This is a genomic window from Brucella haematophila (assembly GCF_005938105.1).
GTDB classification, from domain to species: Bacteria; Pseudomonadota; Alphaproteobacteria; order Rhizobiales; family Rhizobiaceae; genus Brucella; species Brucella haematophila.
Map to the genome: position 1 here is coordinate 280,240 of NZ_VCPE01000004.1, position 20,064 is coordinate 300,303.

The following is a 20,064-nucleotide window of genomic DNA, read 5'->3' on the forward strand; positions in this document are numbered from 1 at the left end:
GCCCGGATCATGATCGAACGCACTCCTGTCTTCAATTTCATCTGTTATGCGATCCTGGTGCTCGGGCTCATCATCGCGCTGCTACCATTCGCAATCGTCATCATTGCATCGACGCTCGACATTGCAGCCGTCAACACAGTACCTATGCCACTGACGCCGAGCACCCATTTCTGGGAGAATATCCAGACCGCATGGGCGCGTGCGGATCTCGGCACCAAGCTGCTCAACAGCCTTATTTTCGCCGCCGCTGTTGCGGCGGGAAAAGTGATCCTTTCGGCAATGGCGGCCTTTTCGATCGTCTATTTCCGCTTTCGCGGACGCCAGTTCATCTTCTGGATCATCTTCATCACCTTGATGCTGCCGCTTGAAGTGCGCATTGTGCCCACCTACTCGATTGCCGCCAACGCCTTGCAGCCGTTCCAGACGATCTTCGACTATACCGGTATTTCATGGCTGTTCGCGTATCTCTTCGGCATTGAAATCAAGCTCGAATGGGGTCTGCTGAATTCCTATACCGGCCTTGTCCTTCCACTGGTCGCAACGGCCACCGGCACCTTCCTCTATCGCCAGTTCTATCTCACTGTCCCGGATGAACTTGCCGAAGCAACCAAGATGGACGGTGCAGGCCCGATCCGCTTTTTCAAGGATGTGCTGCTGCCCCTGTCGCGGCCCAACATGATCGCGCTTTTCACGATCATGTTCGTCTGGGCGTGGAACCAGTATCTCTGGCCGCTGCTGATTACCACCGATCCAAAATTCGGCATCGCCGTCACGCAGCTCAAGACACTTATTCCCTCCGAATTCGGCCTGCCCGACTGGAATGTCGCCATGGCCGGAACTCTCATCATCATGTCGCCACCGCTGATCCTCGTCATTCTGATGCAACGCTGGTTCGTGCGCGGCCTTATCTCCACCGAGAAATAAAGGATACTCTCTTGGCACCGATCTCCATTCGCGGCGTAAAGAAGAGCTACGGCAAAAACGCAGTCGTTCACGGCGTCGATCTCGAAATCAAATCCGGAGAATTCATCGTCATTCTGGGCCCGTCGGGCTGCGGGAAATCCACGCTCCTGCGCATGGTCGCCGGGCTGGAAGAAATTACCGGCGGTGAAATCGCGATTGACGGCACGGTCGTCAACCAGATGGAACCCCGCGCACGCGGTTGCGCCATGGTTTTCCAGAACTACGCCCTCTACCCCCACATGACCGTGGCGCAGAACATTGGCTATGCGCTCAAAGTGTCGGGCGTTTCAAAGGCCGATCGTAACCAGCGCATTGCCGAGGTGGCCAAAACCCTCGGACTGGAAGCCTTTCTGGATCGTCGACCCGCTGCATTGTCAGGCGGGCAGCGTCAGCGCGTCGCCATGGGCCGCGCCATGATCCGCGAGCCAAAGGTGTTCCTGTTTGACGAACCGCTCTCCAATCTCGATGCGAAACTGCGTATCGCGATGCGTTCGGAAATTCGTCGGCTGCACCGCAAGCTCGGTGCGACGTCGATTTTCGTGACACATGATCAGCACGAAGCCATGACGCTTGCCGACAGGATGATCGTCATGAATGCGGGCAAGGTCGAACAGGTGGGCACACCCGCCGAGGTCTATCACCGGCCAGCAAGCCGCTTTGTGGCCAATTTCGTCGGCACGCCGTCAATGAACCTGCTGGAAGGCAAGGTCGGCGACAACGGCATTCTGGTTCTCGATGGCGGCCAGTCGGTTGCCGTGCCGCCCGCGAAAGTAAACATGCTGGCGGGACAGCGTGTGGTGCTTGGCATTCGTGCCGAATCGACACGCCTCGTCTCGGCGGAAAAGCCGGGCGCACTGATTGCCACCATCGACTTTGTTGAAGAGCTGGGGGCAAGCCGCGTGGTTCACGCTGATCTTGACGGGACGCTCTTTGCCATCGCACTGACCGAAGCAGCCGATCTCAAAACCGGTGAACGAGTGGGCATCGAGATTGATCCGCAGGCGATCCACCTCTATTCGGCTGAAACCGGCGCATTGATCGACACCGCCGCCGCGAACAATGCGGCTAAAGCCAAGACCACCACATTTGCGTGAGAACAGCGATGAACTTTCAGTCTTTCTTCACGAACCCGCACTTTTCCACCCGCGCAGGCAATGATCAGTCCATCGTGACGCAAACCGTCGAAGCGCTTGACGTGCCGGCCTCATCCTTCTGGGAGGACGCGCGACAGGCAGCGCCAACGATGGAAGAACATGAGCGGCTGGCGGCACAACTCCCCGCCTTGTCGTCTGTTGAGGTCAGACTGCATGAAGCCACAGCGCCAGCCGCTGAGACCGGCATGCTGTCGGTCGCCGCATGGAATGCGGAACGCCTCAAATATCACACCGGCTCCGTTGCACTTCTCGCCGCGCACCAGCCCGATATCGTGCTGTTGACGGAAGCCGATATCGGCATGGCCCGTTCTGGCAACCGGCATACGGTGGCCGACCTCGCCCGCGATCTGGGCATGTCCTACGCTTATGGCGTCGAGTTTGTCGAAATGGGTCTCGGCGATCCACGCGAACGCGAATGGCACAAACACGAGACGAATTCTATCGGCTTTCACGGCAATGCGGTGCTGAGCCGCCTGCCTTTGCTTGATGCCGCGCTCATCCGTCTGGACGACGGCGGGGTCTGGTGGACCGACGAAACCGACGGTCAGGGTCGCTTCGGCAGCCGCATGGCAATAGCCACCCGCATAGAAACCGCGAGCGGATCAATTGTTGCCGTCGCGGCCCATCTCGAAAGCAAGAGCGACGCGGAAGACCGTGCACGCCAGACCATTCGCCTGCTCGACGCTATCGACAAGCTGGCCGGAGATTTGCCAGTGGTGATCGGCGGCGATTTCAACACCAATGTCCTACCGGACGGAACCCGCGACCCGGCCCAGTTCGAACCGCTATTCGATGCGCTCACCCAAAAGGATTATGACTGGGACGCGGCCAATGATTTTGCGCAGACGCAGCGCATCCGCCCGGATGGAACGCCGCAACCGCCTTTCGCCCGGCTGGACTGGATTTTCACGCGTGGTTTCACGGCACAAGAACCGCAAACCATCGCAGCCGTCGACAAGGACGGCGCTGCGATTTCCGACCATGAACTGGTCGTCGCAACGCTCAGCGCCTGAATATTCTATAAAGCACCTGTCTATTTTCAGGCGCTAACAATATTTAAATACCACGCATCGAAATTCATGGCTAAATATAGTCAGAACTCTATTCCCGGATTCTGGCTATGATCATTGACCATCCGATGCGTCGGCAGCTCCACAACGAACTTCACGCACGGCCGTCGATCTATTTCGACGCGCCTGCGGTTGTCTGGCATGACGCCTTCTATGTTCAGGATGCGATCAGCGAAATTCCGCAATCCCTGCTTGATCTCAATGGCGCCAATACGCTCGACGGAAAGAGCGGCATCGTCCGCACGACCAGCGGCCAGATCAAATGGGAGATGCACACCGAATTTGTGTCGCTCACCTATGTCGTGCCGTGGAACGGCGACCCGGATGTCATTCCGCTCAAGGACGCCACCTGGACTGACCTTGTCGGAAAGATGCCGGGCGAGCGCATCACCTCGGTGGAAGTTCTGGTGGGCAAGGCTGGCACCCATGACGCCAAGCAACTGCTCGGTTCGCATTCCGATGCGGTGGCCTCAACAGTCGGCGCTGGCGACGCGGAAGTCTGGACGACCTTCCGCCTGAATGAGCGCAACGCGATGCGCATCGTCGTGTTGAACCGCGCACTGAATGACTACCGGACCGGGCGCATGGTCCGGCGCATTCTCGAAATTGAAGACTATCGTATGATGGCCCTTCTGAGCCTGCCTTTGGCGCAGGACGCATTCGTACAGGGCGCGAAATTCGACAGCCGGTTGCGTTCAATCGTCGACGAACTGGGCGCAGGCACCAGCAGACAGGACGCCCTGCTCGACCGTATCGCCAAGCTTTCCGCAGATATTATCGATTTTTCAGGCAAAACGCGTGAACGCTTCAGCGCCACGGCGGCCTATGCCGATCTGGTCTTTGCCCGGCTGGAAGAAATTCGCGAGCAAAGGCTCGATGGCCATCAGCGGCTCGGCGTCTTCATCGACCGCCGCTTTCGCCCTGCGGTTCGCTTCTGCCATCAGGCCGACAAGAAGATCGAGAATTGCGCAGTGCGCACATCCCGCGCCAGCGATCTGTTGCGCACCTCCGTTCAGGTCGAACTTGAACAGCAGAACGCCCTGCTGCTCGAATCCATGGAAAAGCGCGTCTCGCTACAAGTGAAACTTCAGGAAGCCGTCGAGGGCCTTTCCATCGTGGCAATCAGCTATTACGCGCTGGGTATCATCAAGATGTTTCTGGAGAGCTTTGGCAAATATTACCACAATGAAGAGGTGCTCAAGGGGCTGTATCTTGCCGCCATACCGGCGGTGATCCTGCTGGTATGGTTCACCATCAAGCGAACGAAGCAGAAGATCACCGGCGGCGGTCACTAACCCTTGGAAAGCGCAATCACCGGATCAAGCTGCGAGGCGTTTCGCGCCGGGAGGTAGCCGAACACGACACCAATCAGCGTCGAACACAGGAAGGCCGCGACAATCGACGTGGTCGAATAGATCAGGCTGAAATTCGAGCTGATCAGGCTAAACAGCAATCCGAAGCCAAGCGCCGTCAGGATACCCAGAACGCCACCGATCAGGCAGACGAGCACAGCCTCGATCAGAAATTGCTGCAAAATATCGCTCTGCCGCCCGCCGACCGCCATGCGTACCCCGATTTCCGAAACGCGCTCGGAGACGGTGACGAGCATGATATTCATCACCCCAATGCCGCCGACAATCAGCGAGATGATGGCAATTGCCGCCACCAGAAGCGTCAGTGTCTGGGTCGTGCTGGTGATCGTCTTGCGAATATCGTCGGTATTCAGGATATAGAAATCCTTGGTGCCGTGGCGCTGCAACAGAAATTCGGTGACTGACTGCTCGGCCAGCGCCGTGTCGATTCCGTCCTTGACCTGCAAGGTGATGCTGCGCAGTGAATTGCTGCCCAGAAACCGCGCCTGAACGGTCGTATAGGGCAGATAAAGCGACAGATTCTGGTTCGAACCGAAGCCACCCTGCTGCGGCTCCATCACGCCGACAATCCGGGCCGGAACATTGCCGATCAGCAGCACCTGCCCGACCGGGTTGATATCGGCAAACAGGGCGTTCTTGGTGTTCTGGTCAATGACGACATCCTGAGCCGTGGTTCGCACGCTTTCGCGGTCGAAGAATTGCCCATCGGCAATCTTGCTGCCCTTGGCGACAAAATATTGCTCGCTGACGCCGTTCACCAGCGCATTGGACTCCTGTGAGCCGAAACGCACCGTGCTGTTCGTCGAGACCGTCGGCGTTGCGGCCGCGACATAGGGCTGTTTGGACAGTTCTATCGCGTCGGAAACCACCAGCGTTGTGATTTTTCCGGATCGCACATCGCCGAAATCCTTACCGGCAAAAATTTCCAGCGTGTTGGTGCCAAGACTGGAAATATTGGCCAGAACCCGTTCCTGCGAACCGCGCCCTAGCGCCACCACGCTGACGACCGACGCAATGCCGATGATAATGCCGAGCATGGTCAGGAAGGTGCGCAGCTTGTGCGCCCGCATCGAGAGCAAGGCCATCAGAAAGGCTTCGCGGATAGACCCCATCAAACCGTAGAGCGACAGCGAACGCTTGCGGGTCGACGTTGCATCGTCGGGATTGACGGTGCTTTCGACGATCTCGGTCTTTTCCACCGGACGGTCGGCAATGATCTCGCCATCGCTGATTTCGATGATGCGTTCTGCCTTGCTGGCAATCGACATGTCATGGGTGACGATGATGACCGTGCGCCCTTCGGCATGCAGCTCGCCCAGAATGCGCAGCACCTCTTCGCCGCTGTGCTTGTCGAGCGCCCCGGTCGGCTCGTCGGCCAGAATGAGGCTGGCGTCGTTCATCAACGCACGCGCAATGGATACGCGCTGCTGCTGGCCGCCAGATAGCTGACCCGGACGGTGATGCATCCGGTCGCCCATGCCGAGGCGTGTCAGCAAGGCCCCGGCGCGCTTGGCGCGCGTCGACGGATCGATCCCGGCATAAATTGCCGGTATCTCGACATTGCCGACTGCCGTCAGCTCAGGCAGCAGATGATAACGCTGGAAAATGAAGCCGAAATGCTCGCGCCGCAGCGCGGCCAGCTCATCGACATCCATGGAGGCGGTTTCCCGCCCGTTGATTTCGTAACTGCCCGAAGTGGGGCGGTCCAGACAGCCGAGAATATTCATCAGCGTGGACTTGCCCGAACCCGACGCGCCGACAATCGCCACCATCTCGCCAGCTTCAATGGTGAGATCGATGTCTTTGAGGACCGCAATAGAACTGTCACCCGACGGATATTCCCGCCGGACTTTTCTGAGACGGATCAACGGTTCCGTCATGATCAGAAGCCCATCGGCGGGCCGCGCCGACCGCCCGAACCGGAACTCGCCGCCGAGCCTGCCGCCAGTTCGCCGCTAATCACGCGATCACCTTCATCAAGGCCGGATTTCACCTGAACCATGACCTTGTTGTTCAAGCCGATCTCGATCTTCTTGCGTGTAATTTCGCCCTTGTCGTCAACCACGCGCACCGTATAGCGACCGTCCGCATCGGGCGCGCCCAAAGCAGAAGACGGAATGGTCAGGACATTCTTTTCCTGACCGAGAACGATATGAACTTCTGCCGTCATATAGGTGCGCAAATGCCCGTCTTCATTCGGGATGGTGAAAAGGCCATTGTATTAGATTGCTTCCGACGAGGTGCTGCTCGACGATGACGACGAGGTCGAACTTGAAGAACTGAAGCTGCTGTCGCTCTTGATCGATTCCGGCGCCGGTTCCACAGATTCAAGGCTCGCTTCATAACGACGATCCTGATCGCCAAGCACCGTGAAATACAGCGGCAGGCCCGGCTTGACCCGGACGATATCGGCTTCGGAAATTTCCGTATAAACCGTCATCCGGTCGAGCTGGCCTAGAATGACGATGGTCGGCGCGGATTGTGTTGCGTTGACCGTCTGGCCTTCCTGGCTGACGATGGAAAGAACCGTTCCTTCAATCGGTGCGGTAATCTGCGTATAGCCGAGATTGGCTCTGGCGGTCTCGACGGCGACTTCGGCTTCCTTGATCTGGGCCTTGATCGATTCAATCTGCGCTTGCGTGACATTCAGATCGGCGGCAGCCGTGTCGTAATCGGCTTGCGATACGGCATGTTTGGCGAGCATGGATTTCTGGCGTGTCAGCGTCTGCTGGTTCAGCACCAGTGTGGCCTGCTTCTCCTTGAGCTGCGCCTGCATATTGGCAAGCGATGCCTCGGATGTTCGCAGATCGTTTTTCTGTGTCGTGGAGTCGATCTCGGCAATGAGATCATTCGCCTTGACGGTCTGCCCGAGCTTGACTTTCACCGACGTGATACGGCCCGACGCCTGTGCACCGACGGCAACCAGACGAACGGGCTTGACGGTTCCCGTGGCAAGCACCGTGACCTCAATGTCACTGCGTGCCGCAGCGACAGTCATGATCGACTGCGATTGCGACCCCGATTGGCTGCGCCAGTAAAAATATCCGCATACGGCCACAGCGATGATGGCTGCGATCGTGACGACGAGACGTTTAAAGCGCATTCAGGGAACCTTGCATCTGCTCGTGGATTGAACGTGACCTCTGAAACGGGCCGAACGGGGCCGCATGATCAAGTGTCGGATTCGAAAAATCCACTAGAAATCTATAATTGCCAGCAATCTTTTCAATTCCGGCATCTGCTCAGCCCCGCTTGTGAGGCTGGAAACAGATGCCGGAATAAGATTTCCAATCCGGGTGAAGGGGCCGGATTACCGGTTTGTGTTTAGTTATTGGCGGCTGCCGCCACCGCTTGTCTCTTCGGAAGACGTGGGCCCGTATTCACGTCCACCACTTCCGGTTTGGACACCTCGATGGCGCCGCTCCAGCCGCCGCCGAGCGCCTTGTTGAGTGCGATATAATCCGTCGTGATCAGAACCTGGCTGGCGATCAGCGAATCTTCCGCCGAATAGAGCGAACGCTGCGCTTCCAGAAGATCGAGGAAGCTCTGCGTACCCGACTGATAGAGCGAACGTCCAAGCGACGCCGCTTCGCGATAATGACCCGCCGAGGTTGCAAGCTTGGAAGACTTGATCCGCTCCTGCGCCAGCGACACGATCGCGTTTTCAACTTCTTCAAGCCCGGTCAGGATCGAAGAGCGATAAGCGATGAAATACTGGTCGCGCTGTGCTTCCGCCAGTTCGACGGCTGCCTTGAGCTGACCGCCATTGAAGATCGGAACCGAGAGAGTTGGGCCGAATGACCAGCTGATCGAAGAGCTTTTGCCAAGATCGCCGATCTTGGTGGCCGATGTCGCAATATCACCCGTGAGGCTGAGGCTCGGATAACGGGCAGCTTCCGCCTGACCGACCTTGGCCGTGTATTGTGCATATTGGCGCTCCGCCAGCCGCACATCCGGGCGAGACAGCAGAATATCAGCCGGAATACCGGTCGGCATTGGCAGTTTCGGCTTGGGGATCGCCTTGACCTTTTTCATGCGCTCGGCAAGTGCGGCAGGCGCGCGACCCGTCAGCACGGACAGGCGATGCACGGAAGCTGCGTAGGCGGCTTCTAGGTCTGGAATATTCGCTTCCGTCGACGCGGCCTGTCCCGACGCATTGGAAAGATCGACCGCCGAGGACGCACCCGCCTCGAACTTGTTGCGGGTCAGTGTTGCCGTCTCGCGCTGCGAAGCGGCAGTCCGCCGGGCCAGCGCGATACGGGCCTGATAACCGCGTGCTTCAACATAGTTGGTCGTCACATCGCCGATCAGCGTCACGAGCGTATTGCGCAGGTCTTCCTCGGAAGCATCCATGCCGTATTTGGCAGCTTCCACCGACCGGCGGTTGGCGCCGAACAGATCGATTTCCCAGCTTGCATCCAATCCGCCCTGGAACTGGTTGCTGGTGCTTGAAGTACCGCTCACCGACGAGCCTGTTTTGCTGCGGCTCGCCGAAGCAGAACCATCCAGCGATGGCAGCAAGGTACCGACCGACTGGCGATAGGTCGCACGCGCTTCACGCACACGAGCCTTGGCGGTCGCAACGTCCAGATTGCCCGCAACGGCTTCCTCTACGAAAGCATTGAGCAATGGATCGTTGAGCCGCTTCCACCATTCGGCCAGCTCGGCGGGCTTTGCCGGCTTTTGCTGCTTCTTGTTGCCCCAGTTCGAAGGCATGTTGATCAAGGGCGACTGATAGTCCGGCCCAACCACACAACCGCTGACGGTGGCAACGAGGCACAGGGCGCCAAGCACCTTCAGATAGCGGCGGACACGCTGATCCTGTCTGGTGCAGGGCTCATGGTCAAAAGTCGCTGCAACGCGGGTAAGATCATTTGTCGTCATGGTTTGATTCCGTCTGCGTCTGCGGCGACACCGGTTGAGTTTGACTGGATTTGCCCTTGAATACGCGTCGAACGGTCACGAAGAGCAGCGGAACAAGGAAGACACCTATCACGGTTGCGGCGATCATCCCACCCATAACACCAATACCAATTGCGTTCTGCGCACCGGAACCGGCACCGCTTGCAATGGCCAGTGGCGTGACGCCCAGAATGAAGGCGAAGGATGTCATCAAGATCGGTCGCAGGCGCTGTCGCGAGGCTTCCAAAGTCGCCTCTACCAGCCCCATGCCTGCGGCTTGCCGCTCTATCGCAAATTCGACAATCAGAATGGCATTTTTGGCAGCAAGGCCGATGGTGGTCAGAAGCCCGACCTTGAAATAAACGTCGTTGCTTTGGCCGAACAACGTCGCCCCAAGCAGCGCACCGAAAATGCCGATTGGCACCGACAGCATGACTGCAAACGGGATCGACCAGCTCTCATAGAGCGCCACGAGGCACAGGAAGACCACCAGAACCGAAATTGCATAGAGGGACGTAGCCTGATTGCCAGACAACTGTTCCTGATAGGAAAGCCCCGTCCATTCATGCGCAAAGCCGGAAGGCAATTGCGTCATCAGATTGTCGATTTCATCCATGGCGACACCAGAGCTGACACCTTCAGCGGCAGCACCCTGAATTTCCACAGCAGACGACCCGTTATAGCGCTCCAGTCGGGGCGAACCGAATTTCCAGTAGCCGGTCGCGAAGGCCGAGAACGGCACCATGGTTCCAGCCGAATTGCGAACCTGCCACTTGGCCAGATCTTCCGGCTGCATACGAAACGCGCTGTCGCCCTGAATATAGACCGGCTTGATGCGGCCCCGGTCGATGAAATCGTTGACATAGGCGCTACCCCAGGCGGTGGAGAGCGTACTGTTGATATCGGCCAGAGAAACGCCAAGCGCGCTCGCTTTTTCCTGGTCGATATTGATGCCGAATTCCGGCGTGTCTTCCTGCCCGTTCGGGCGGGTGCCAGACAAAAGACTGCTCTTGCCTGCGAGCGCCAGCAATTGATTGCGGGCCTCGATCAGCTTGGCATGGCCTGCGCCATTGACGTCCTGAAGGAAGAAATCGAAGCCGCTCGAATTGCCCATGCCCTGAATGGCCGGGGGCGCAAGCGCAAAGACCTTACCGTCGCGAATTGTCGAGAAATATTTCATGGCGCGCCCGGCAACAGCGCTTGCCGAGAGATCGGCGGTCGTGCGCGTTTCAAAATCTTTCAGGCGCACAAAGGCCAGACCGACATTCTGCCCCTGCCCGCCATAACCGAAGCCGATGACGCTCATCACGCCTTCGACGGCATCCTTCTCCTGATTGAGGTAGAAATCCGTCACCTGCTTCATGACGCGCTCGGTGCGGTCCTGCGTTGCCCCCACGGGAAGCTGAACGCTGGTCATGAGCGTGCCCTGATCTTCTTCCGGCAGGAACGAGCTTGGGAGACGGTTGAACAGCCAGCCCATGGCGATGACGATCAAAACGAAGACCACCAGGAAGCGTGAAGACCGTGTGAGAATTCCGCTGACGCCGCTGCGATAGGCGTTCGTCGTGCGGTCGAAACCGCGATTGAACCAGCCCGAAATTCCGCGCTGCTTCGCATGCCCATGAACCGGCTTCAACAGCGTGGCGCACAGAGCCGGCGTCAGGATCAGCGCGACCACCACGGACAGAATCATCGCCGATACGATGGTCACCGAAAACTGTCGATAGATGACGCCGACCGAGCCTCCAAAGAAGGCCATCGGAATAAACACAGCCGAGAGAACCGTCGCGATACCAACCAGCGCGCCGGTGATCTCGCCCATGGATTTGATCGTGGCTTCTCTTGGTGGAAGCCCCTCCTCCTCCATCACGCGCTCGACATTTTCCACAACGACAATCGCGTCATCCACCAGAAGGCCGATGGCCAGCACCATGGCGAACATAGTGAGCGTATTGACGGAATAACCGAATATCGCCAGCACCCCGAAAGTGCCCAGCAGAACCACCGGAACGGCGAGTGTCGGGATCAGTGTCGCACGGATATTTTGCAGGAATACCAGCATGACGACGAAGACGAGAACAATCGCTTCGATAAGTGTCTTGATCACTTCCTCGATGGACAGGCGAACGAACGGGGTCGTGTCATAAGGATAAACGACCTCCACTCCGGTCGGAAGCGTTTCCTTAAAACCGGCAATAGCCGCCTGCACGCCTTCGGCGGTACTGATCGCATTGGCGCCGGTGGCAAGATAGATGCCGATGGCGCCCGAAGGCAGACCGTTATAGCTGGATTGGCTCGTATAGCTTTCCGATCCAAGCTCCACACGGGCTACATCGTTCAGCCGCACCAGCGAACCGTCGGTCGTGCTCTTCAAAATGATGTTGCGGAACTGCTCCGGCGTCTGAAGGCGGCTCTGGGCCGTCACCGTCGCATTGAGCTGCTGGCCTTTTTCAGCCGGTATCGCACCGAGCTGGCCCGCAGAAACCTGCGTGTTCTGCGCCTCGATGGCAGTGGTTACATCGCTCGGCATGAGCGCGTATTTGGTAAGCTTGTCCGGGTCCAGCCAGATGCGCATGGCATAGCCAGCACCGAAAATGCGGGTATCGCCAACGCCTTCGACGCGTTTCAGCGTATCGTTGAGCGTGCTGTCGATATAATCAGCCAGGTCGTTCGCCGTCAGCTTTTTGTCCGTAGAGACAAAGCCGATGACCATCAGAAAGCTTTCGGACGACTTGCTCACCGTGATCCCGGTGCTCTGCACGATCTCCGGCAGCTGAGACTGGACGAGTTGCAGCTTGTTCTGCACCTGCATCTGCGCCACATCCGGATCGGCCGCGCTGGTGAAGGTCAGCGTGATCGTTGCGGCCCCGGTCGAGGTCGAGTTGGCCGTCATGTAATCCAGATTATCGATACCGGTCATGCCTTGTTCGATCACCTTGGTAACCGAGTTTTCGACAGTTTCGGCATCCGCACCCGCATAGGTGGCGCTGATGCGCACCGTGGTTGGTGCGATCTGCGGATATTGCGAGATGGACAGTGAATTGAGGGCCAGCAAACCGCCAAGCATGATGACGATCGCGATAACCCAAGCGAAATTGGGTCGGTTGATGAAGAAATTCGACATGGTCTATTCCTTCACCGCCGCGCTGCTTGCCTGACCCTGAGCAAGCCGGGTGGCGGAATCTTCCGTCGCCTGAGCCTGCTTGCGCTCGCGCACTTCGCCTGTTGTATCGTCGACGGTCACATCCACCGGCTCGACATCCTGACCGGCGCGGACGAGCTGCGAACCTTCGACAATGACCCGGTCGCCAGCGGCAACGCCGCTGCTGACCAGCCAGTTGTTGCCGACGCTCTGACGCACTTCCAGAATGCGCTCTTCGACCTTGTTTTCCGCATTGACGAACAGACCCGTCGGCTCGCCCTTGGCGTTACGCGTCACGCCGCGCTGCGGCACGAGGAAACTGTTGGGCGCGACGCCTTCTTCAACCAGTGCACGAACAAACATGCCCGGCAGCAGCAGGCGATCCGGATTGGGGAATGTTGCGCGGAGCGTGAAGGTGCCCGTCGTTTCACTAACGGCGGATTCGGCAAATTCCAGCTTGCCCGACAGCGGGTAAATGGCGCCGGTTTCGAGCTTCAGGCGAACACTCACATTCTCGCCGCTGATCTTGATGCGACCGTCCTGAATTGCCTGACGCAGATTGAGAAGATTGGTGCTCGATTGGGTCACATCGACATTGATCGGATCAAGCGTGCGGATCGTTGTCAGCGCCGTATCCTGGCTGGCGGTCACCAGCGCGCCCGGTGTCAGGGTCGACCGGTCGATACGACCACCGATGGGCGCCTTGATCGACGTATAATCGAGATTGATGCGCGCGGTATCAAGCGCCGCCTTGGCTGCCGCGACATCCGCATTGGCTTGCGCCAGCGACGCGATTGCGTTGTCGAGGTCCTGCTTGCTGACCGCGTTCTGCTTGATCAGGCCCTGATAGCGCGTCACCATGGATTGCGCGCTTGGCACGGTTGCTTCCGCGCGCTGGAGCGCAGCCGCCGCACTGTCATAAGCAGCCTGATAGCTGGCTGGATCGATCTTGTAGAGAACGTCGCCCTCCTTGACCTCACCGCCTTCCGTGAACAGCCTCTGCTCGATAATACCGCCAACCTGCGGCCTGACATCTGCAACCAGCGAGGCCGTCGTGCGCCCCGGCATTTCCGCATTGATGGACACCGATTGCGGCTGCAACGTCACAACGCTGACCTGAGGCTTGGGCACATTTCCGGCGTTGGCATTCTGGGATTGCTCCTGCGAGCAGGCCGACACAAGTAGCAGCGAGGCGGCTGCCAAAGCCATTCCGAAAGGCCGCGCGCCGGGGAGCAGGCGACGAGACTTATCAAGGGAAATCAGCGGCTGAACCATACTATAGACCTTGTTTACAGAGCGTTTTTTTTGCCACCGGCAGCGTCACTGTTTGTGCAATACCGTTTGGCGTCTTGTTGGCGATATCGATGCACCCTCCCATGCGTTCGATAATCTCCTTTGCGATAGCTAGTCCAAGTCCTGCACCGGGATGCATTTTGCGGCGTCCCGCATCCACCCGGAAAAACGGCTCGAAGATGCGTCCCATCATCTCCTCGGGAATACCCGGTCCGTTGTCTTCTATAAAAACGATTGCCTTGCCGTTCTTCTCAACACTCGACACAACCGCGTGATGACCATGGGTTGCAGCATTGATCATCAGGTTGCGCAGCGCCCGTGTGAGCGCGATCGGGTTTGCCTGCACCATGATGGGCTGCGTACCCTTTGCTGCCTGCAACTCCGCCGAATAGCCAATCGCCCGCAGTTCGGTGACCAGTTCGCTCACGAGGCGGTCAAGCTGCAAGATTTCCGTCACACCATTGCTGTCCACTTCCTCCCGCACGAGGCGGATCGCGCTATCGGCAATGGAATCGAGTTCTTCCAGATCGGCCAGCCATTTTGCGCGTTCCGTCTCGTCCGTGACGAATTCGGCGCGAAGCCGCATACGCGTCATGGGAGTCCGTAGGTCGTGACCCGCGGCAGCGACCAGCCGCATACGACTTTCCATCGCGGTTTTAAGCCGTGTCGAAAGCTGGTTGATAGCCTTGGCGGTGGCACGCACCTCGCCCGATCCCGTCTCGGGTATCAGCGGCAGCACGCCATCCGGCCCGATACGCGTGACCGCGCCTTCAAGCAGACGCAGCGGTTTGGTGATCTTGTCGGCAGCGAACAATGAAATGCCGGCACTGCCCAGAACAATCAGGCAGATCCACAATGCCAGCACCCGGGCCGCTCCATCCGGTGGCCCCATCTGCGGAATTTGCACGATCAACCATTGCTCTTCACCAAGCTTGACAGAGACATTCTCTGTCCTCGGCGTGTCTGCATGGCTGACGACTATCGGCCAGCTTTTACCATTCGCCGCCAGTGCACGAGAAATGAAACTTGATCCTCTTTCATCGACGTCATTGTCGAGCGGCTGCTTTTGAAGCGTGAAACCGAGCTTCTCCGCCTCCTCAGGGTTCTTGTCGAACAACGAAACAAGCAGAATGATCTGGCGCGCCAGTGGATCGGATGTCAGTTCGCGCGACGGCGGGCTGAGCACACGGTCTGCCGCAAAAGTCGCAAGCCCCACAACGGCGACAATGGCGCAGATCAACAACAGCGCGATACGATTGCGCAAGGTGTTCATCGCGTCACGACCGACGTCTTGACGGGTACCGTCAGCTGATAGCCGCCATTGCGAACGGTTTTAAAAATATCTCCGGCCTGGCTGTCATCCAGCTTGCGGCGCAACCGGCTCATGAGCACATCAATCGAGCGATCCAGCGGGCCACGGCCACGCCCCTGCGTGAAATCAAGCAGTTGATCGCGCGACAGCAGGCGTCCCGGACGTTCCACGAATACTTTCAGCAAGTCAAATTCAGCCGCCGTCAGTTCGAGCTGTACGCCATCCTGCTTCACAACCTTGCGCAATTGCGGGTCGAGCGCGAAATCACCGAAATGAAAAATCGTCACATCGTCGTTCGTGGTTGAGGCAACATGCTGGCTGCGACGCAGCACAGCCTTGATGCGCGCCGTCAGCTCCCGGGGATTGAACGGCTTGCCAAGATAGTCATCCGCGCCGATTTCCAGACCGATGATGCGATCCACATCCTCTTTCAAGGCCGTCAGCAAAATGACCGGAATGCTCGGTTCCCGATCCCGCAGCCGTCTGCAAATATCGAGGCCGGAACCATCCGGCAACATGACATCCAGCACAATCAGATTGGGGTTCGTCTCCGTGAGCCGCTTCTCACATTCGCGTCGATCACCCGCCACAGAAACACGAAAACCCTGCTCACTGATATAGCGAGACAGCAGTGATCGAATTTCCGGGTCGTCATCGACAATCAGTATATGTGGAGGAACGCTCATTCAGACTCGTGTCGTTTAACATGGAGATATTGTTACACGGCACTATAGCTGCTTCTCGACGAGTATTTCTTATTTTTTTGTAACTGAATATTTCCATGCGAAAGCGAGAAACATTCAGCAACAAATCCGCCGGAAACGGCCTGCGCAGCAACACTCCAGCCGTTGGCGATCAAGCCCTTTCGCTGATCACACGCCGCAAAAGATTGTTGGCCATATTGATATCGGTGTTCTCAAATTCTCTGAACAGTTTCTGATGCACGCCATCGAGAAGTTTTTGCATGATGGAAACGACCCGATGCCCCTCTTCCGTCAACCTAATCCGGTTCGCCCGTCGATTGTTCTCATCAACCTCACGGCGCGCAAGCTGAAGCGCTTCCAGTGAATCAATCATCCGCACCAGCGATGCTGCCGTCAGCCCCATTTCGGTCGCGATATCGATCTGCTTGGCACCATCCCCCACATGCGCAATCCAGAAGAGGCAAGCTGCGATACTCGAATCAAGCCCTAAATCAAGCAGAGCCTCGTTTGCGAGCGATCGCCATATTTTTGCGGAAACAAGTATATTGGCCATCAAGTCCCGCAACAAAATCAATTTTTCTGTGTCAATTGCCATCGGTAATACTTCTTTTCTAATTACTCGCCCCTCAAGGCACGATTAAAACCTCACATTCTGCAATGCATGATTATACTATCAAGCATATTTCAAAAATCGCAACTTTTTGAAGAAAAATGAGAATTATATAATTAGCCATACAACTACTTTATAGAAATAATCCCAAATAGAATAATATTCATATAATTATTAAGTATAAATCTTTATCTATTCCGCTAATTGGTATCTTTGCTGCAACATTTAATCAATAGTTGAATGTATTGCCTTGGCGCTCGTTGAAGCTGTAAAATTGCCGCTGTATTAATAGGCCTCACAAAATTCACGCTGAATCGAGGCAACTCTTATGAAACTGACGACCGTTCTGATCTCTTCGGCCGCGACGATGATCTCGTTTTCATCGTTCGCTGCCGACGCAATCATCGCGCCAGAGCCGGAAGGCGTTGAGTATGTGCGCGTTTGCGACGCCTATGGTACAGGTTATTTCTACATCCCCGGCACCGAAACGTGCCTGCGTATCCATGGTTATCTCCGTTACGATGTAAAGGGTGGTGACGATGTCTTTTCCGGCATTGATCGCGAAGGTTGGGACAAGAGCGCTCGGTTTGCGCTTCGCACCTCAACCGCTTCGGAAACCGAACTCGGCACTTTGAGAACGTTTACCGAAACGCGGTTCAACTATTGGGCAAATAGTTCAGGTATCAGCGATGTATATGGTGATACGGATTCCGATGTTGTCCTGCGATATGCCTATATTGAATTGGGTGGTCTTAAAGTTGGTATCGACGACTCAGAATTCCACACTTTCACTGGCTATCTGGGCGATATCATCAATGACGATGTGGTCTCACCCGGCGCTTATCGCACAGGCAAAATCTCATACACATTCGCGGGCAGCAGCGGCTTTTCAGCGGTGATCGCTCTCGAACAGGGCGGCGACAATGACGGCGGCTATATAAATCCCGACGGTCATGACTACACCATCGACGGCTACCTGCCGCATGTTGTCGGTGGCCTGAAATATGCTGGCGGCTGGGGGGCAATCGCAGGTGTCGTGGCTTATGACTCAGTCATTGAGGACTGGGCCGCCAAGCTCCGTGGCGATGTCAACTTAACCGACCGTTTCTCGCTTTGGTTGCAGGGAGCCTATTCTTCAGAGGACGATCCGGACCAGATGTACGGGCAGTGGGGCGGTGATTGGGCCGTATGGGGTGGCCTGAAATTCAAGGCGACCGACAAGGTGGCGTTCAATCTGCAAGGCGCACATGACGATTGGGGCAAGACGGCGGCTGCGGCCAATGTCGCCTATGAAGTCGTCCCCGGTTTCACCGTTACGCCGGAAGTCAATTACACCAAATTCGGCGGCGAGTGGAAGCGATACGAAGCCGAAATGCGCAACAGTAACGTCAACGATGCCTGGGGCGGCACTGTCCGCTTTCAGCGTTCGTTTTAAAAGCAAAGCAGAATCCGATATTTCCATTGTGATGATCTGACCTCCAGTCGAGAAAACATCACAAAGGGGGCAGCGACAGACTCCGTGTCTGTCGCTGCTTTCTATCCTTAAAGCAACTATCGATGCGTTGCTTTAAGCAGACAGTCTTCCATAACTGGCCAGCACTTCGCGCAACTTGTCATGGTCGATAGCCTGAACGAGCAGACGGTCATAGGAAGTCCCGCCCAAGTCTTCCGCAGCCAGCATCGCATTGACAACTGCCTCCTCCACACTGTCGACTGCAGCGAGATAGCAAGGATCGAGCGGTTCATCATTGACCACTTCCATCTGGAGGAAGGGCTCGGAGCGATGCTGCATCGGGCGCTGATTGGCCGTCGAGAAGGCCAGGAAAATATCGCCTGAATTGTTACCGCCCGGCGTGCCGTTGCGACCAATGCCGATGGCAGCGCGGCGCGCCAGCCGCTGCAACTGATGCGGCATCAAGGGTAAGTCGGTTGCCAGAACCACGATGATGGAACCGCGCTCCTGCAACTGGCTTTGCGGCGTGCCGTCGCGCATGTGCTGACCGACCGGGACACCGGCAATGGTCAGCCAGTCGCGCTGGCCATGATTGGCCTGCACAAGCGCGCCAATCGTGAAGCTGCGACCGCCGAACTCCACGACACGCGAGGCCGTGCCGGTACCACCCTTGAAACCATAGGTGATCATCCCCGTGCCGCCGCCGCAATTGCCCTCCTGTACCGGGCCAGATGCAACACTGTCGAGCGCCTTGCGCACATCGGTTTCCGTGACGGGAAAGCCATTGATATCATTCAGTACGCCATCATAGGTTTCGGCGATGACTGGCATGATCCAGAGAAAATCATCGGTCTGGTAGGTCGAGGCATAGCGGTCCACCATCCAGCGCGTGGTGGCGTGGTGGGCCATGCCGATGCCATGCGTATTGGTGATGACCACAGGACCGAGAAAATAGCCGCCATCGGCGATCCAGTGCGTGCCGGTCATTTCGCCATTGCCATTGAAGCGATGAACACCGGCATAGACCGGAACCGGCCTTTCCGACTGCATATGCGGCAGAATGGCGGTCACGCCGCTGCGCACCAGACGCTTGCGGCCCGGACGCGGCTCGTTCTCGATGATTGTCTGGAAGCCGACACCGACGCCGTCGACATCGGTGATCGCATTATTGGGACCGGTGCGCCCGGTAAAAGGAATGCCGAGGTCACGGCCGCGCGGTTTACGAATAGGTGTCTTTGAAGTCATATTATTTCTGCCGAGAACGAAGATAGAGACCGAGCGAAGCCACGACGAAAGAGAAAGTCAGCATCATGACGGCGATCGCATTGATTTCGGGTTTGATGCCGCGTCGCAGCATGGCGAAGATGAACATCGGCAGGGTCGTAACATCAACGCCTGCGATGAAATAGGTGATGACGAGGTCATCCATGGAAATAATGAAGGCAAGCAGCGCGCCGCCGAGAATGCCGGGCATGAGCTGAGGCATGACGACCTTGCGGAACGTGGTCCATTCATTGGCGCCGAGATCTGCCGATGCATGTTCCAGCGTGCGGTCCATACCGGCCAGCCGGGCCGAAACCACGATGAAGACATAAGAGATCAGAAACGTGCATTGCCCGATAATGATCGTCGTCAGCCCCAGATGAATACCTGCATTGACGAAGAAGATCAGCAGTGCAATGCCCAGCACGATATCCGGCATCAGCATCGGCATGAAAAGCGTCACCTGATAGAAGCGCTTTCCCAGAAAATTATAGCGATGCATGGCCAGCGCCAGCGCGGTTCCGAGAATGGTCGAGATGAGCGTCGTTGAAATCGCAATTTTCAGGCTGTTGAACACGGCGGCCACAAGCTGGTCGGTCGATTCAATATAGAGCGCGCTTTCGGAAACGCCTGTCTTGAAGCCCAGCACCTGCGCATACCAGTCGGTGGTAAAGCCGCTCCACACCATCATGTTCACCGGATTGGCGTTGAACGAATAGACGATGATGAGCGCAAGCGGGATATAGATGAAGGCGAAGAACAAGGCGACGTAGAGCAGCAATCCGCCATTGAAGAGAGAACGGGCGATTTTCATGAATATCTCCC

General features: G+C 57.1%; 14 protein-coding genes and 1 pseudogene. 5 read left to right on the plus strand and 10 right to left on the minus strand.

Annotated features, from left to right (window positions below; all coding sequences use genetic code 11):
• The first annotated feature begins 9 nt into the window (after nucleotides 1-9).
• The 4 genes from FGI60_RS08830 (at nucleotide 10) to FGI60_RS08845 (ending at nucleotide 4,482) form a co-directional block, all read left to right on the plus strand.
• The gene (locus FGI60_RS08830) at nucleotides 10-924 is read left to right on the plus strand and encodes an ABC transporter permease subunit (RefSeq protein WP_138784866.1); all 915 of its coding nucleotides are present in this window, start codon (nucleotides 10-12) and stop codon (nucleotides 922-924) included.
• An 11-nt stretch (nucleotides 925-935) separates the two neighbouring features.
• A complete protein-coding gene (ugpC, locus tag FGI60_RS08835; protein ID WP_138784867.1) occupies nucleotides 936-2,057 on the plus strand; it encodes a sn-glycerol-3-phosphate ABC transporter ATP-binding protein UgpC in 1,122 nt (373 codons plus the stop codon).
• A gap of 8 nt (nucleotides 2,058-2,065) precedes the next feature.
• The gene (locus FGI60_RS08840) at nucleotides 2,066-3,130 is read left to right on the plus strand and encodes an endonuclease/exonuclease/phosphatase family protein (protein ID WP_138784868.1); all 1,065 of its coding nucleotides are present in this window, start codon (nucleotides 2,066-2,068) and stop codon (nucleotides 3,128-3,130) included.
• A 107-nt stretch (nucleotides 3,131-3,237) separates the two neighbouring features.
• Nucleotides 3,238-4,482, plus strand: coding sequence for a DUF3422 domain-containing protein (locus FGI60_RS08845; protein WP_138784869.1), 1,245 nt, complete (start codon nucleotides 3,238-3,240; stop codon nucleotides 4,480-4,482).
• Here FGI60_RS08845 and FGI60_RS08850 read toward each other — a convergent pair.
• From FGI60_RS08850 to FGI60_RS08885, 8 genes and pseudogenes are all read right to left on the minus strand, one after another.
• Nucleotides 4,479-6,440 (minus strand): MacB family efflux pump subunit, encoded by a 1,962-nt coding sequence (locus FGI60_RS08850; RefSeq protein ID WP_138784870.1) that lies wholly within the window; start codon nucleotides 6,438-6,440, stop codon nucleotides 4,479-4,481. The genes FGI60_RS08845 and FGI60_RS08850 overlap by 4 nt on opposite strands.
• Nucleotides 6,441-6,442: 2 nt before the next feature.
• Nucleotides 6,443-7,663, minus strand: a pseudogene (locus FGI60_RS08855) (efflux RND transporter periplasmic adaptor subunit).
• 221 nt (nucleotides 7,664-7,884) lie between these two features.
• A complete protein-coding gene (locus FGI60_RS08860; protein ID WP_138784871.1) occupies nucleotides 7,885-9,444 on the minus strand; it encodes an efflux transporter outer membrane subunit in 1,560 nt (519 codons plus the stop codon).
• A complete protein-coding gene (locus FGI60_RS08865) occupies nucleotides 9,431-12,586 on the minus strand; it encodes an efflux RND transporter permease subunit (RefSeq protein ID WP_138784872.1) in 3,156 nt (1,051 codons plus the stop codon). Before FGI60_RS08865 ends, FGI60_RS08860 begins: the two co-directional genes overlap by 14 nt.
• 3 nt (nucleotides 12,587-12,589) lie before the next feature.
• A complete protein-coding gene (locus tag FGI60_RS08870) occupies nucleotides 12,590-13,813 on the minus strand; it encodes an efflux RND transporter periplasmic adaptor subunit (protein ID WP_138784873.1) in 1,224 nt (407 codons plus the stop codon).
• A gap of 67 nt (nucleotides 13,814-13,880) precedes the next feature.
• The gene (locus FGI60_RS08875; RefSeq protein ID WP_138784874.1) at nucleotides 13,881-15,170 is read right to left on the minus strand and encodes an ATP-binding protein; all 1,290 of its coding nucleotides are present in this window, start codon (nucleotides 15,168-15,170) and stop codon (nucleotides 13,881-13,883) included.
• A complete protein-coding gene (locus FGI60_RS08880; RefSeq protein WP_138784875.1) occupies nucleotides 15,167-15,895 on the minus strand; it encodes a response regulator in 729 nt (242 codons plus the stop codon). The genes FGI60_RS08875 and FGI60_RS08880 overlap by 4 nt, the downstream gene beginning before the upstream one ends.
• Nucleotides 15,896-16,064: 169 nt before the next feature.
• The gene (locus FGI60_RS08885; RefSeq protein WP_138784876.1) at nucleotides 16,065-16,508 is read right to left on the minus strand and encodes a MarR family winged helix-turn-helix transcriptional regulator; all 444 of its coding nucleotides are present in this window, start codon (nucleotides 16,506-16,508) and stop codon (nucleotides 16,065-16,067) included.
• Between the two features lie 343 nt (nucleotides 16,509-16,851).
• Between FGI60_RS08885 and FGI60_RS08890 the strand changes: the two genes are divergently transcribed.
• Nucleotides 16,852-17,958: a porin gene (locus tag FGI60_RS08890; protein ID WP_138784877.1), complete on the plus strand. Its 1,107-nt coding sequence runs from the start codon at nucleotides 16,852-16,854 to the stop codon at nucleotides 17,956-17,958.
• A gap of 132 nt (nucleotides 17,959-18,090) precedes the next feature.
• On the opposite strand, the gene FGI60_RS08895 is transcribed toward FGI60_RS08890, so the two are convergent.
• Nucleotides 18,091-19,221, minus strand: coding sequence for a DmpA family aminopeptidase (locus FGI60_RS08895; RefSeq protein WP_138784878.1), 1,131 nt, complete (start codon nucleotides 19,219-19,221; stop codon nucleotides 18,091-18,093).
• Between the two features lies 1 nt (nucleotide 19,222).
• Entirely contained in the window at nucleotides 19,223-20,053 is an 831-nt protein-coding gene (locus FGI60_RS08900; RefSeq protein WP_138784879.1) for an ABC transporter permease, read from the minus strand.
• Nucleotides 20,054-20,064 lie beyond the last annotated feature (11 nt).

Coding starts and splice junctions, on each gene's coding strand:
- FGI60_RS08830 (WP_138784866.1), top strand. CDS start 10: ATGATCGAACGCACTCCTGTCTTCAATTTCATCTGTTATGCGATCCTG.
- FGI60_RS08840 (WP_138784868.1), top strand. CDS start 2,066: ATGAACTTTCAGTCTTTCTTCACGAACCCGCACTTTTCCACCCGCGCA.
- FGI60_RS08845 (WP_138784869.1), top strand. CDS start 3,238: ATGATCATTGACCATCCGATGCGTCGGCAGCTCCACAACGAACTTCAC.
- FGI60_RS08850 (WP_138784870.1), bottom strand. CDS start 6,440: ATGACGGAACCGTTGATCCGTCTCAGAAAAGTCCGGCGGGAATATCCG.
- FGI60_RS08860 (WP_138784871.1), bottom strand. CDS start 9,444: ATGACGACAAATGATCTTACCCGCGTTGCAGCGACTTTTGACCATGAG.
- FGI60_RS08865 (WP_138784872.1), bottom strand. CDS start 12,586: ATGTCGAATTTCTTCATCAACCGACCCAATTTCGCTTGGGTTATCGCG.
- FGI60_RS08870 (WP_138784873.1), bottom strand. CDS start 13,813: ATGGCTTTGGCAGCCGCCTCGCTGCTACTTGTGTCGGCCTGCTCGCAG.
- FGI60_RS08875 (WP_138784874.1), bottom strand. CDS start 15,170: ATGAACACCTTGCGCAATCGTATCGCGCTGTTGTTGATCTGCGCCATT.
- FGI60_RS08880 (WP_138784875.1), bottom strand. CDS start 15,895: ATGAGCGTTCCTCCACATATACTGATTGTCGATGACGACCCGGAAATT.
- FGI60_RS08885 (WP_138784876.1), bottom strand. CDS start 16,508: ATGGCAATTGACACAGAAAAATTGATTTTGTTGCGGGACTTGATGGCC.
- FGI60_RS08890 (WP_138784877.1), top strand. CDS start 16,852: ATGAAACTGACGACCGTTCTGATCTCTTCGGCCGCGACGATGATCTCG.
- FGI60_RS08895 (WP_138784878.1), bottom strand. CDS start 19,221: ATGACTTCAAAGACACCTATTCGTAAACCGCGCGGCCGTGACCTCGGC.
- FGI60_RS08900 (WP_138784879.1), bottom strand. CDS start 20,053: ATGAAAATCGCCCGTTCTCTCTTCAATGGCGGATTGCTGCTCTACGTC.